The 13,642-nt window shown below is 39.5% G+C and carries 18 protein-coding genes; 8 read left to right on the top strand and 10 right to left on the bottom strand.

Annotated elements, in window-relative coordinates:
- Positions 1–58 precede the first annotated feature (58 nt).
- Together L4F93_RS10335 and nrdB are read left to right on the top strand one after the other, a co-directional pair.
- Positions 59–481, top strand: coding sequence for a YhcB family protein (locus L4F93_RS10335; RefSeq protein ID WP_250350166.1), 423 nt, complete (start codon positions 59–61; stop codon positions 479–481).
- 162 nt (positions 482–643) lie between these two features.
- Positions 644–1,774: a class Ia ribonucleoside-diphosphate reductase subunit beta gene (gene nrdB / locus L4F93_RS10330; RefSeq protein ID WP_250350165.1), complete on the top strand. Its 1,131-nt coding sequence runs from the start codon at positions 644–646 to the stop codon at positions 1,772–1,774.
- A gap of 201 nt (positions 1,775–1,975) precedes the next feature.
- On the opposite strand, the gene L4F93_RS10325 is transcribed toward nrdB, so the two are convergent.
- The 10 genes from L4F93_RS10325 to L4F93_RS10280 form a co-directional block, all read right to left on the bottom strand.
- Entirely contained in the window at positions 1,976–2,215 is a 240-nt protein-coding gene (locus L4F93_RS10325; protein ID WP_250350164.1) for a helix-turn-helix domain-containing protein, read from the bottom strand.
- Positions 2,216–2,283: 68 nt separating this feature from the next.
- The gene (yfaE, locus tag L4F93_RS10320) at positions 2,284–2,532 is read right to left on the bottom strand and encodes a class I ribonucleotide reductase maintenance protein YfaE (RefSeq protein WP_250350163.1); all 249 of its coding nucleotides are present in this window, start codon (positions 2,530–2,532) and stop codon (positions 2,284–2,286) included.
- 173 nt (positions 2,533–2,705) lie between these two features.
- Positions 2,706–3,518 (bottom strand): 4-hydroxy-tetrahydrodipicolinate reductase, encoded by an 813-nt coding sequence (dapB, locus tag L4F93_RS10315; RefSeq protein WP_250350162.1) that lies wholly within the window; start codon positions 3,516–3,518, stop codon positions 2,706–2,708.
- Positions 3,519–3,530: 12 nt separating this feature from the next.
- On the bottom strand, positions 3,531–4,166 hold the full coding sequence (locus tag L4F93_RS10310; protein ID WP_250350161.1) for a LysE family transporter: 636 nt from the start codon (positions 4,164–4,166) through the stop codon (positions 3,531–3,533).
- Positions 4,166–4,675 carry a phosphatidylglycerophosphatase A family protein gene (locus L4F93_RS10305; RefSeq protein WP_250350160.1) on the bottom strand — a complete coding sequence of 170 codons (510 nt, stop codon included), beginning with the start codon at positions 4,673–4,675 and terminating at the stop codon, positions 4,166–4,168. The genes L4F93_RS10310 and L4F93_RS10305 overlap by 1 nt, the downstream gene beginning before the upstream one ends.
- Positions 4,676–4,681: 6 nt before the next feature.
- Positions 4,682–5,707, bottom strand: a complete 1,026-nt coding sequence (gene thiL, locus L4F93_RS10300) for a thiamine-phosphate kinase (RefSeq protein WP_250350159.1) — start codon at positions 5,705–5,707, stop codon at positions 4,682–4,684.
- 21 nt (positions 5,708–5,728) lie between these two features.
- The gene (gene nusB, locus L4F93_RS10295; RefSeq protein WP_250351684.1) at positions 5,729–6,157 is read right to left on the bottom strand and encodes a transcription antitermination factor NusB; all 429 of its coding nucleotides are present in this window, start codon (positions 6,155–6,157) and stop codon (positions 5,729–5,731) included.
- A gap of 14 nt (positions 6,158–6,171) precedes the next feature.
- A complete protein-coding gene (gene ribH, locus L4F93_RS10290; protein ID WP_250350158.1) occupies positions 6,172–6,645 on the bottom strand; it encodes a 6,7-dimethyl-8-ribityllumazine synthase in 474 nt (157 codons plus the stop codon).
- Between the two features lie 407 nt (positions 6,646–7,052).
- Positions 7,053–7,967 (bottom strand): N-acetylglucosamine kinase, encoded by a 915-nt coding sequence (gene nagK / locus L4F93_RS10285; protein ID WP_250350157.1) that lies wholly within the window; start codon positions 7,965–7,967, stop codon positions 7,053–7,055.
- A 42-nt stretch (positions 7,968–8,009) separates the two neighbouring features.
- Positions 8,010–8,741, bottom strand: a complete 732-nt coding sequence (locus L4F93_RS10280) for a phosphatase PAP2 family protein (RefSeq protein ID WP_250350156.1) — start codon at positions 8,739–8,741, stop codon at positions 8,010–8,012.
- A 70-nt stretch (positions 8,742–8,811) separates the two neighbouring features.
- On the opposite strand from L4F93_RS10280, the gene ribA reads away from it, so the two are divergent.
- From ribA to tilS, 6 genes are all read left to right on the top strand, one after another.
- Positions 8,812–9,468: a GTP cyclohydrolase II gene (gene ribA / locus L4F93_RS10275; protein ID WP_250350155.1), complete on the top strand. Its 657-nt coding sequence runs from the start codon at positions 8,812–8,814 to the stop codon at positions 9,466–9,468.
- A gap of 4 nt (positions 9,469–9,472) precedes the next feature.
- A complete protein-coding gene (locus tag L4F93_RS10270; protein ID WP_250350154.1) occupies positions 9,473–9,646 on the top strand; it encodes an antitoxin VbhA family protein in 174 nt (57 codons plus the stop codon).
- The gene (locus tag L4F93_RS10265) at positions 9,633–10,223 is read left to right on the top strand and encodes a Fic/DOC family protein (protein WP_250350153.1); all 591 of its coding nucleotides are present in this window, start codon (positions 9,633–9,635) and stop codon (positions 10,221–10,223) included. The genes L4F93_RS10270 and L4F93_RS10265 overlap by 14 nt, the downstream gene beginning before the upstream one ends.
- Before the next feature lie 152 nt (positions 10,224–10,375).
- Positions 10,376–11,329, top strand: coding sequence for an acetyl-CoA carboxylase carboxyl transferase subunit alpha (gene accA, locus L4F93_RS10260; protein WP_250350152.1), 954 nt, complete (start codon positions 10,376–10,378; stop codon positions 11,327–11,329).
- An 81-nt stretch (positions 11,330–11,410) separates the two neighbouring features.
- Positions 11,411–12,271, top strand: coding sequence for a pyridoxal kinase PdxY (gene pdxY / locus L4F93_RS10255; RefSeq protein ID WP_250350151.1), 861 nt, complete (start codon positions 11,411–11,413; stop codon positions 12,269–12,271).
- Between the two features lie 14 nt (positions 12,272–12,285).
- Positions 12,286–13,578 (top strand): tRNA lysidine(34) synthetase TilS, encoded by a 1,293-nt coding sequence (tilS, locus tag L4F93_RS10250; RefSeq protein ID WP_250350150.1) that lies wholly within the window; start codon positions 12,286–12,288, stop codon positions 13,576–13,578.
- Positions 13,579–13,642 lie beyond the last annotated feature (64 nt).

Raw genomic sequence — 13,642 nt, 5'->3', positions numbered from 1 at the left:
TAAATTGAAATTAAGGTTATGATACAAAAGGTTCTTTTCTTACCATAAGGAGTTTTTTATGCAAAATTGGACACCCGAAATGTGGCAACCTGCCCTAATTGGTTTAGTAGTAGGTTTTGTCCTCGCTTATTTATTATTACGCTTTACTAAGGATTCAGTGAAAAAACAAGTGAAAACGGAAGCTGAATTACAAAAAGTAAAATCCGAATTGGATCAACAAAAACAACATTTGGAAAAACATTTTTCTGAAAGTGCAGATTTATTGAAAACCCTCGCACAGGATTATCAAAAACTGTATCAACATTTAGCAACCTCTTCTGTTCAGCTATTGCCTCAATTAGAAAATAAATCATTATTTGAAAACCAACTCGAACAGAAAAAGCCAGAAGAAATCACCACAGAAACCGAAAACAGCTCTGAAGAAAATGCCCCAAGAGATTATTCTGAAGGATCTTCAGGTATCTTAAAAGCCGAAAAATAGCCCTTAATGATTTCCTAACCCTTTGAAAAACGGTGAGTTTTAAAACAACTCGCCGTTTTTATTGTTCGCTAATTTCAAGAATATATAAAACCCATTAAACGAATCAGATTTTTAGTGTAAAATACGAGCCATTCTCAATTAAAAAGATGTAAGGATAATTCTATGGCATACACCACTTTCTCACAAACCAAAAACGATCAGCTCAAAGAACCAATGTTCTTCGGACAAAATGTCAACGTTGCACGTTATGATCAACAAAAATACGAAACCTTTGAAAAACTGATTGAAAAACAACTTTCTTTCTTCTGGCGTCCAGAAGAAGTGGACGTGTCTCAAGATCGCATTGACTATGCTGCACTGCCTGAACACGAAAAACATATTTTTATCAGTAACTTAAAATATCAAACCCTGCTTGATTCTATTCAAGGTCGTAGCCCAAATGTGGCGTTATTACCATTGGTGTCTATTCCTGAACTCGAAACCTGGATCGAAACTTGGACATTCTCTGAAACCATTCACAGCCGCTCATATACGCATATTATTCGTAATATCGTCAATGATCCGTCCATCGTTTTTGATGATATTGTAACTAACGAAGAAATCATCAAACGCGCAAAAGATATTTCTGCCTATTACGATGATTTAATCCGCGATAGCCAGCTTTACGGCCTTTATGGTGAAGGTACTTACACAGTAGATGGCAAAGAATGCGTGGTTAGCTTGCGTAATTTGAAAAAACAACTTTACCTTTGCCTAATGAGCGTAAATGCCTTAGAAGCGATCCGTTTCTATGTCTCTTTCGCCTGTTCTTTCGCCTTTGCGGAACGCAAACTGATGGAAGGAAATGCCAAAATCATTAAATTTATCGCACGTGATGAGGCCTTACATTTAACAGGCACACAGCACATTCTAAATATTATGGCAGCAGGACAAGATGATCCCGAAATGGCTGAAATCGCTGAGGAATGTAAACAAGAGGCTTATGAATTATTCCTCGCCGCCGCCGAACAAGAAAAAGAATGGGCTGATTATTTATTTAAAGACGGCTCAATGATCGGCTTAAATAAAGATATTCTAGTACAATATGTGGAATATATTACCAATATTCGTATGCAAGCCGTTGGCTTACCCTTACCTTTTGAGGCGCGTTCCAATCCAATCCCTTGGATCAATGCGTGGTTGGTGTCTGACAATGTACAAGTTGCTCCACAAGAAGTGGAAGTAAGCTCTTATCTCGTGGGTCAAATTGATGCTAAGGTTGATACCAGCGATTTTGGTGATTTTGATTTATAAGGATTTTGCAAAAATCTAGGGCTAATCTAGGGTATGTCGCTATTTGCATAATCTGGCTAAACATAGACAGAATCCCCACAAAACAAGACAAATTATACAGAGAATAGCTGGAATATTCTCAAACCAATTAAAAAAGTTTTGTAAGATTTGGGGATTTTGGCTTATTAAACCGTTAGCAACACACCCTAATATAGCCTTTTCTTATGATCTCATTTTAGTGAGTAAATCTTTAGAAATCGGCACTAATCCCAATTCAAATCCAAAAGGTTTGAATACTTGATTAATGGTTTCAACGCTGTAATTTCCTTTATCATTTTCTATGTTAGAAAGGGTTTGTCGTGAAACCTTCACCATCTTCATATATTGTTGTTGATTCACCCCAAGCATTTCTATGCGTAATTTACGCAACGCTTGCCCTTGTGTCATTTCATCTAATAACAATGCCTTGATAATTTCATTTTTAACATTAAGTCTTTTGGCAAATAAATAAGCAAAAAAAACACCGCACTTTATAACTCTAGCTCTAAATCGCTTTCTACTTGGCAGCAGCAAAGTAATACTTCATCTTCATTCACAAAAGCAAGTGGTGGCTCATTATAATGGACGTTACCCTTTTTTATTTTTGTACGACAAGCCCCGCAATAACCAGAACGGCATTGATATTCAGGATAAATGCCATTGATTTCTAGCTTTTGTAAGAGTGGCATTTCATTATGATGTTCAAGAATGATTTTTTGTTTTAATAGGGTAATTTTCATTTCTTATCAAAGAAGAATATTAGAATCATATTTCAAAATCAGCGTGGGCTTTACTGGACGGTATTTTTAACCATTTTTATCGCCATTTAGATAATGACATCAGGATAAAATAAAGTGCGGTATCTTTTTCAAAAATTTGGAAAATTCTCACCGCACTTTTAAATCAACGAGGATCAAAGTTCATTCAGACTTAACACATCTGTCATATCAAACAAGCCCTGTTCTTTACCAGCAAGCCATTTTGCGGCGCGCACTGCCCCATTAGCAAAAGTCATTCGGCTTGAGGCTTTGTGAGAAATTTCTACACGTTCACCAATATCTGCAAACCACACACTATGTTCACCGACAACATCACTGGCACGAATTGTAGAAAAGCCGATTTCATCACGTTTACGCTCACCTGTAATCCCTTCACGGCAAAATACGCCGTGAGTTTTGAGATCACGCCCCAAGGTTTTCGCAATATGTTCCCCCATTGATAACGCTGTGCCTGATGGTGCGTCCACTTTATGGCGGTGATGGGCTTCAATAATTTCAATATCACAATAATCGCCCATCACTTTGGCGGCTTTTTCAAGTAATTTAAAGACTAAATTAACCCCGACACTATAATTAGAGGCAAAGACAATCGCAATTTGCTCCGCGGCTTTGTTAATAGCCTGTTTCCCTGCATCGTCAAATCCTGTCGTTCCAATCACCATTTTTTTCTGATGAGTAAGGCAAAACGCAAGATGCTCTAAGGTTCCTTCTGGGCGTGTAAAGTCAATCATCACATCAAAATGATCTTTTTCTGCATTTAAATCATCAGATACTTTCACGCCAAGTTGTCCAATTCCCGCCAATTCACCCGCATCTGTTCCGACCAATGATGAACCTTTGCGTTCAAACGCTGCACCTAATTCTACACCTTCTGCGTTATGTACGGCCTGAATTAATTGGCGTCCCATACGGCCACCAGCTCCTACCACGGCAATTTTTAATGTCATTTTCTACTCCTGTTACGAGGTGAGTTCAATAATGGTGGTTAAGCCCGAATAAATCAGTTCACCACCGAAAAAGAGGAAAACAATTCCCGCAAAATTATCAATATAACGATTGTAGCGATTATAAAAATCACGAACGATTTTACGCGAAAAGAAAAATGCAATTAAGATAAAATAAAGCACACTTTCCAAGGCTAATAGGAGAATGATCAACATAATTTCTGTATTATTTGATATGCTTGCCATAAAGCCTGACATCACACTACTAAAAAAAACGATCACTTTAGCATTGCTCAGATTGATCAATAATCCTTTCATAATTTCACGTGAAATAGGGTGATGTATTTCTTGATGTGGTTTTAGCGTAGCTAGCTGTGCATTTTTCGTTACTTGCAACATCTTGATACCACAATAAGCTAAATAACCTCCCCCTAAACACATAATAATATACTGTACGAGGTAATTGGTTCGATTAATTATAGCTAGCCCAAAAATAACTAAAGTCGCCCAAAATAAAATACCGAATCCAATACCTATTGCGCCTGCAATCGCATTACGCTGACTTTCACTGGCCGCTTTGCGACTTACATAAAAGAAATCTGGCCCTGGGCTAAGTAAACCAACAAGATTAACGAATAATACGGTCCACATTAAATAAGACTCCCCATAACAACAGATAAACAAAGATGTATTGCGATAATGCTATAAATTGCTGCCAGTACATCATCAATCATAATGCCAAATCCGCTTTGCAACTTACGATCAAAATAGCGGATAGGATAAGGTTTTAAAATATCGAAAACACGAAATACGGCAAAACCTATTGTACACCATAGCACATTGATTTCTGGTAACACAGCAAGCACCATAAAAATACCAACAAATTCGTCCCATACTATCGCACCGTGATCGTGTACGCCCATATCATCAGCAGTTTTCTGGCAAATAACGCAACCTGCAATAAAACACAGTGCGGTGAAAAAAAGAAAGATTTTTAACGGCATTACCTGCAAAAGTGCCGCACCGATTAATGTGGCGGCTAAACTTCCCCAAGTTCCGGGGGCGGGACGAAGCAAACCTGAACCAAACCCAACGGCAAGCAAGTGAATTGGGTTCGTTAATCGCAGAGAATGACGCGGATCTTGTTGAATTTTTTGCATAATCTTTTATTTAAAATGATCGAAACCTAAGCTCTGTGGCATTGCCACTTCTACGCCATGGCGTAGAAGTTGAATGGATTTTTTGTTAGCCGGACGCAAAGCACGTAATTGTCCAATGCAAGTGTAATTCACGCCAATATGACTTAAGTGTTGATCTAATTTTGCACGCAAATCATCTGGCACAGTAAAACAGAGTTCATAATCTTCCCCCCCAGTTAAGGCAAATTGCTCCGCTTTAGTTAAACCAAACGTATTAATTAATGCTTTGGATAAAGGAAGTTTATCTACATTGATCACCGCGCTACATTGACTACGCGCTAAAATATGCCCAAGATCAGCGATCAAACCGTCGGAAATATCAATGGCTGAACTCGCAAGCGATGATACCGCCAATTCTAATCCAAGTAACACTCTTGGTGTGGGACGAAGATGACGCTTAATTAAATAATCCTGTTCAGAATTAGACAAATTTTGCACCGCACTTTGATTTCTCACCGCATTAGGCGAATTGAGTAATAATGATAACCCACCAGCACTATCACCAAGTGTACCTGATACATAAATCCAATCACCCACATTGGCACTATGGCGACATAATGCTTTCCCTTTGGGAATAATCCCTTGTGCGGTAATGCTAATCACGTGTAAAGCACCTTTGGTGGTATCACCACCGATCAGATCAACATTATAATGATCAAGGATTTCAAAGAAACTTTGGCTAAATGCCTGTAACCACGAATGATTAATATGAGGGAGTGTTAATGCAAGAGAAAACCAAGCTGGTTCAGCGCCCATTGCCGCCAAATCACTCAAATTTGTTGCGACAGCTTTATAAGCAAGATCAGCGGGAGAGATAGAAGGCAGAAAATGGGTATTTTCTACCATCGTATCCGTTGTAATGGCAATACGTTGATTTTGCCGATGTTCAGTAATGGCACAATCATCGCCAATAGCCAGAATGACATCTTTACGAGAAGGGCGCTTAGAGGCTGTAAAATAACGCTTAATTAAGTCAAATTCACCTTCACTCATTACAACCCTTCCATGAAATAATTATTTACGTGATAACGCTGGGGCGACTTTATCCAATACCCCATTCACATAGCGGTGGCTATCATCCGCACCAAAAACTTTTGCTACTTCAATTGCCTCATTAATCACCACTTTATAAGGCACATCTCGTTCAAATTTCAGCTCATACACGGCTAAACGCAAAATAGCACGCTCAATGGGATCTAATTCCTCAAGGCTACGATCCAAATAAGCCGTCATTGCGGCTTCCACCGTATCAATATTTTCGGCTGTTTGACGTAATAATTTGCGGAAATAAGGCATATCCACGCCTTGCATATCCTGTTCGGTAACAAAAGCTAATTCCACTTCATCAATAGGATTTTGTGAAATATCCCAAGAATATAATGCTTGTACGGCACATTCTCTTGCGCGACGACGTTGGCTTGGTTTCTTTACTTTATCATTCATCACAAATTCAGCCATTATGCGTTATCAATTTGAGCCAATAGATTCACCATCTCTAAAGCAACTAAAGCCGCTTCTGCACCTTTATTACCCGCTTTAGTGCCTGCGCGTTCAATGGCTTGTTCAATATTTTCCGTTGTTAAAACACCAAACGCCACAGGGATCTCTGCCTGCATAGCTACTTGTCCTAGCCCACTGCTCGCTTCACCTGCAACATATTCAAAATGTGCTGTACCACCACGAATCACAGTACCTAATGCAACAATCGCATCATATTTTTTGCTTTCTGCTAAGCGACGAGCAACTAAAGGTAATTCATAAGCACCGGGGGCGCGCACTAAAGTGATATTGTCATCTTTGACTTGACCAATACGTTTTAACGCATCTAATGCGCCTTCTAATAAACTTTCGTTAATAAAACTGTTAAAACGTGCAATTACCACCGCAACTTTCGCATTTGGTGCGGCAATCGTGCCTTCTAATACTTTCATAATCTATCCTATTGTTTAATGTTATGGGAAATAGGCGCGGATTTTATCATAAAAAATGGGATGCGGGGGTTTTGTTATGCGATATTTTGAGTTTTTAACTTCTTTAAGCATACAAACTTTATACCCAAGTTTATATTCTTTTATACATAACTAAAAAGATTTCTTATCAATTCCGTTATATGTTTTAACTATTACTTTGCATAAGTTTTACCCCACTAATTGTCTCTTAATTCATTAAAAAATAAGGAAAACAATTAATTCTAAAGCGCTCTATTTAGTAACCTAGTATAGCTTCATTCTCCTCAAATCCCCACATAGCTACTTGTATAAATGCCTTACATTAATCACTAAGTTATCTTCATTTTTATAGCCTAACACAATGATTAATCTAATACAGACCCGAAATATCAATGCGAAAGAAACAACGCTGCCGCACCTCGTACGCCACCTGAATCGCCGTATTTGGCTTTTTTAATAGTAGGAATTTTGGCACTACGCAGTAGGTGTTTAGGTAGGGCTTTAGGTAGCGCTTCGTAGAGATAATCAAAGTTGGATAAACCACCGCCGAGTACGATTAAATGCGGGTCAAGAGCAGTGATGATATTGCCGATAGAAATGGCAGCAAGTTCCACGAACATTTCTACAAATGCTACCGCTCGTTGATCCTTCACGTAAAAACGTTGGATAATTTCTTTGGCGGATAGGCTTTCTCCTTTTAGATCACGGTAGAGCATCTCAAAGCCTCGCCCTGAAAGATAGGTATCTAAGCAAGCGCGGTTGCCACAGCCACACTCATAAATCGGGGCGTTATCCCAGCCAAGCAATTTTAAGGCGTGATAATTGAGTTGCATATGACCAAGTTCACCCGCCATACCAATTTGCCCTGAGTAAATTTTGCCATCAACGACTAATCCACCGCCAAAGCCCGTGCCTAAGATTAACCCTAACACACTTGGGTAATGCTGATTTTCTTCCGCCCACGCTTCTGACAAGGCAAAACAATTGGCATCATTTTCTGCCCGTACTTCACGCTCTAAACGCTGGCTCAAATCACGTAAAATGGGCTTATTATCTGCCACGCGAATGTTGGTGATTTCCGCTAAACCTGTTTCGTGATTTACAAAACCCGGTAAGCCTAGCCCAACCGTGCCTTTTTCACCAAATTTTTCATCGGCTTTTTTCACTAAATTAACAAGGGTATCAAGCCATTGCTCATAACTTTCTTTTGGCGTATCTACCCGTTCGGAGTAGTGTTTTTGCAATTTTTCATCGAATACGGCAAGTTCAATTTTTGTGCCACCAATATCAAATCCGTATAACATTTTTTACCTCAACAAAACAATTAAAAATCTGACCGCACTTTATTATTGCAAAGTGCGGTTGAAAATCGGTTTATTTTTGATCCAATCAAATAATCCGCAATGAAATACCCACGCGAGCAACACGGAAGCCAATAAATCAATGGGATAATGCATTCCTAAACGTAAACGGCTTATCAGCATTAATACTGCCCAAACGGTGATGCCAGCAGTGAGCCATTTCATTCCTTTATTATTCCGCCCTAGCAACTGCCCGAAGCCAACAGCAAGCATTAGCCAAGTGGCAGCAAAAATGCTATGCCCTGATGGGAAGGAGTACCCCGTTTCTTTACTGCGATGATGAACAAGATGGGGATTAATTTGAGGTTTATCTGCGTAATAATCCAATACGATTTGCGCTCGTACATTACGTGGCTGATCATAAAAATATTCTGGGCTGACGCTTGATTTTTCGGCTAATTGCACAATAAAAGGACGAGGCTCAGCAAAAACCGTTTTTAACGCAGATTTCACCCCTTGCGTAACTGCAACAGAAAGTGCCATTACGCTAATTACCGCAAGGGCTTGCTTTTTGTCTTTGATACAGAAAAAATATGCCAACGCAAACAAGGCACAGGTAATGATTGCGTAAGGTATGCTACCTGTTTCGGTTAAAAAATAGAGAAATGTATCAAAAGCGGTGTTATGTTCATCCCCTTGCCAGTGCCAGTTTGTTAGCCACGCAAAAAAAGGCACAAGGCAAAGCAATAAGGTATATAATGAAAGACGTTTTAACATTTTAATGACTCATAATAATAAAAACGTCATTTTAACATTATTCAATAAAAAAAGAATGAAGGATTTTGCTATGACAAAAATTCAACGGGTTACTGAAGCGAATTTACCCACCGAGTTTGGTTTATTCCGCATTGTGGGCTTTGAGTTTCCTGATACAAAAAAAGAACACGTTGCCTTAGTGATGGGCGATATTAGCAATCAAGATGAGCCTGTTTTGGCTCGTATTCACTCTGAATGTTTAACGGGCGATGCCCTACACAGCCTGAAATGTGATTGTGGCTTTCAGCTTGCCACTGCATTGCGTCAAATTAGTGAAGCAGGGCGTGGCGTGCTTATTTATCACCGTGAAGAAGGGCGAGGCATTGGCTTAATTAATAAGATTCGTGCTTATTCTTTACAAGATCAAGGAATGGATACCATTGAAGCGAATCTTGCCTTAGGATTTGCCGCAGACGAGCGTAACTTTGAAGTTTGTGCGGATATTTTTGATCTGCTTGGCGTAAAACAAGTCCGCCTACTCACCAATAATCCAAATAAAATTGATACGATGAAAAAAGCGGGAATCAACGTGGTAGAACGCGTACCGCTTAATGTGGGGGAAAATCGTTACAATACAGAATATCTTGACACTAAAGCCAAAAAAATGGGGCATTTTATTATTCACAACCACGAAAAACACTTAATGACCTGCCCACATTGTCAGGAAGAGGTACCACGTAAGGAATAAAATAATGCATCATCTACAAGAACAACAGATTAAACAGCAAGCCTTACAATTTGCGATTGATAATAATCGGCTTGAAGGGCTATACCTTCCCCCAGAAATACTCCATTATTTTCAAAAATGGGTAATTGGTGAAATCACTATTGCAGAATTAAAAGTGAAAACGAATGAAGTATCGTAGCACTGATCCTATGCTAAATAAAAATGGCGTACTCATTAATAAGCTAAAAATCGAAACGCAAGAGGAACTAGATAAAAAAGAAGCTCAAATTACAGCGATTCAAACTGCGATATTATTGATTACACCTATGCAAGGGCAATTTGATATTACTCACCTAAAAGCCATTCATAAACATTTGTTTAATGAAATCTATTCTTGGGCAGGTGAAATTAGAAATATTGATATTTGCAAAGGTGATACAATGTTTGCAACAAGTTCAAGAATTGTTCCAGAGTTAGAAAAATTGTTTGATCAGCTAAAAAATGAACAATTTTTAAAAAGTACAGCTTCTGAAAAAATCCCAGCAAGATTGGCTTATTATTTAGGGGAAATAAATGCGATACACCCTTTCCGTGAGGGCAATGGTCGAACACAACGATTATTCATTCATCAATTAGCTAAAACCCTAGGCTTTTACTTAAATTTTGAACAAGTAAGTGAAGATGAAATGATTCAAGCGTCTATTTTATCGCATAAATGCGATTACAGTGTTTTAGAAAAAATTATTAAGCAGGGATTAACCCCCATTCCCAAATAATAAAAAAAGATTTTAGCAAGTCGTCTAACCAGCTAACTGCAAAAAACACTACTTTTTTTGCAAAAAACGCATAAAATATTGGGTATATTTGCACGCTAAGTAAAATATTGCTAAAGTGCTTACTAATTTTGCCGAAAAACTAGGAATAACAAATGAGCCAAGAATACTTAGATTTTGAACTCCCGATTGCTGAACTTGAAGCGAAAATTGAATCGTTACGCGCAGTCGCGGGACAAGACAGTGAAATCAATCTTGATGATGAAATTGCTCGCTTACAGAAAAAAAGCGAAGAATTAACCAAAAAAACATTTGCGAATTTAGATGCGTGGCAAGTTTCCCGTATGGCTCGCCACCCGAATCGTCCTTATACATTAGACTATATTGAGCATATTTTCACTGAATTTGAAGAATTAGCAGGCGATCGCGCCTTTGCTGATGATAAAGCAATTGTAGGTGGTTTAGCTCGTCTAGACGGTAAACCGGTTATGGTGATAGGTCATCAGAAAGGTCGTAGCGTAAAAGATAAAGTAAAACGTAATTTTGGTATGCCTGCCCCTGAAGGTTATCGCAAAGCCTTACGTTTAATGGAAATGGCAGAGCGTTTTAAACTCCCTATTATCACGTTTATTGATACACCCGGTGCATACCCCGGCGTAGGTGCAGAAGAACGTGGGCAATCGGAAGCGATTGCTCGCAACTTGCGTGAAATGTCTATGCTAAAAGTGCCGATTATTTGTACTGTCATTGGTGAAGGCGGTTCAGGCGGTGCATTAGCCATTGGTGTGGGGGATAAAGTAAATATGTTGCAGTACAGTACTTATTCTGTGATCTCCCCTGAAGGCTGTGCTTCTATCCTATGGAAAAGTGCCGAAAAAGCCTCTACTGCTGCAGAAGTAATGGGCTTAACCGCGGATCGTCTACAAAAATTATCACTGATTGATAATATTATCCCTGAACCATTGGGCGGTGCGCATCGCAATTATGAGCAAATGGCACAAAATCTGAAACAACGTTTACTTGATGATTTAGCCGACTTAGAAATTCTTGATTCCGACACCTTGCTAGATCGCCGTTACCAACGCTTAATGAGTTACGGTTATTGCTAAAATAAAAAATGTGCGGTTTTTTAACCGCACTTTTACTTTCTCGCATTTTTAGAATTTAGAAAGCACAATAAGGATAGCAAAATGAAACACCTTCTTTCTATTCAATCTCACGTTGTTTATGGCTATGCTGGCAATAAATCTGCCACCTTCCCGATGCAGTTACTCGGTATTGATGTTTGGGCGTTAAACACCGTTCAATTTTCTAATCATACACAATATGGTCAATGGACTGGAATGGTAATGCCACAAGAACAAATTGGTGAAATCGTGCAAGGCATTGATAATATTGGTGAATTACATAAATGTGATGCGGTGATTTCAGGGTATATCGGTGCGGCTGAGCAAGTGGAAGAAATCATTAATGCCGTACAAAAAGTGAAAGCACGCAATCCAAATGCGATTTATTTATGCGATCCCGTGATGGGACATCCTGACAAAGGATGTATCGTGGCAGATGGGGTGAAAGAAAATCTTATCAATCTGGCTATGGCACAAGCGGATATTATCACCCCAAATTTGGTTGAATTGCGTGAGTTGAGTGGTTTACCTGTAGAAAATTTTACCCAAGCCATTAATGCAGTAAACCTGATTTTAACGAAAGGGCCGAAAAAAGTCTTGGTAAAACATTTAAGTAAGGTAGGACAAGATCCAAGCCAATTTGAAATGTTATTCGCGAATGAACAAGGCATTTGGCATATTAGTCGCCCACTTCACCAATTCAAAAAAGAGCCTGTTGGCGTTGGTGATTTAACTGCGGGGCTATTTATGGCGAATTTACTCAACGGCAAAAGCGATGTGGAAGCCTTTGAGCATACGGCGAATGCCGTCAATGATGTAATGACCGTTACGCAACAGCAGGATAATTATGAGCTGCAAATTGTGGCGGCACGTGAACAGATTGTTCACCCAGTAAGCCAATTTAAAGCGGTTAAACTGGCGTAATACGCCTCTCTGCTATGACGCTAATTGAGCAAGTTCAACAGCAATTACAACGCCAGCCTAACACGCATTTTCTTATTGCGTTAAGCGGTGGGCTGGATTCCACCGTCTTGCTTGCTCTGTTAGCAAAATTACGCGAAAACCAACCGCACTTAGCGTTGCGCGCGATCCATATTCATCACGGATTAAGCCCTAATGCCGATGATTGGGTTCGCCACTGCCAGCAGCTTTGCCAACAATTTTCCATTCCACTAATCATAGAAAAAGTGCAACTTGTTCAAGGAATGGGCATTGAAGCGGCTGCCCGCCAAGCACGCTATCAGGCTATTGCGCGTCATATTAAAACACAAGAAATGTTACTCACCGCACATCATCAACAAGATCAAACGGAAACCTTTTTTCTTGCCTTAAAACGTGGCAGTGGCGTAAGTGGTTTATCTGCAATGAAAGCACAAAGTGCGGTATTTAATCTGCGTATTTTTCGCCCTCTACTCGGCTTTTCTCGCCAACAACTTTGGCAATATGCCATAGAAAATCAGTTATCTTGGATCGAAGATGAAAGCAATCAAGATAACCAGTACGAACGCAATTTCTTACGCAATGAAATCTTACCGAAATTGCGTGAACGCTGGGCAAATTTCGATCAAGCGGTGCAACGCAGTGCCACTCATTGTGCGCAGCAGCAACAACTTTTAACAGAATTATTACAGCCTGAACTAGAAAAATATGCCAATAAAACGCACCGCACTTTTGATTTGACGGATTTCTCCCAATGGTCTGTATTGAAACAAAACGCCCTGCTCCGCTTATGGTTGGAAACCTTACAACAGCCTATGCCTTCTACCAAGCAGTTAGAACAACTGATTCAAGATGTGATTCTGGCTCAATCGGATCGTAATCCACAATTTCAACTGGGAAATAAAATGCTCCGCCGTTATCAACAGCGTCTGTATTTAACGGAAATCTTTGCCGATCTGCGCCAAATTCACATTCCAGTGATCTTAAATCAGCCCCTTGCACTGCCCGATCAGTTGGGAACAATTTGTTTTAGCCAAACGGAATCAGCCATTCAAGTTCAGTGGCAAGATCAAATTTATTCCCTCCCACTGACAAATTTACCGATCTCCATTCGTTTTGCTTATTCGGGCAAAGTTCGCAATGCACAAGGCATTCATCAGGACATTAAAAAATTGTGGCAAGCGCATAATGTACCTGTTTGGCAACGCCAACGTACCCCACTCATTTTCTATGGGGAAAATTTCCAAAGTGCGGTAGGATTTTTTCAAAATTTTGTGCCTGCAAGCACATAAAACTTGTACAAGTTTACCCGACACATTTTCCCGCATAAAGATAAGGTTTGACACAACCCCACCT

It is taken from the genome of Avibacterium sp. 20-132 (assembly GCF_023611925.1).
Lineage (GTDB): Bacteria > Pseudomonadota > Gammaproteobacteria > Enterobacterales > Pasteurellaceae > Avibacterium.
The sequence above is the reverse complement of the archived record's forward strand: the minus strand, read 5'-3'. Positions and strand labels throughout refer to the sequence as shown.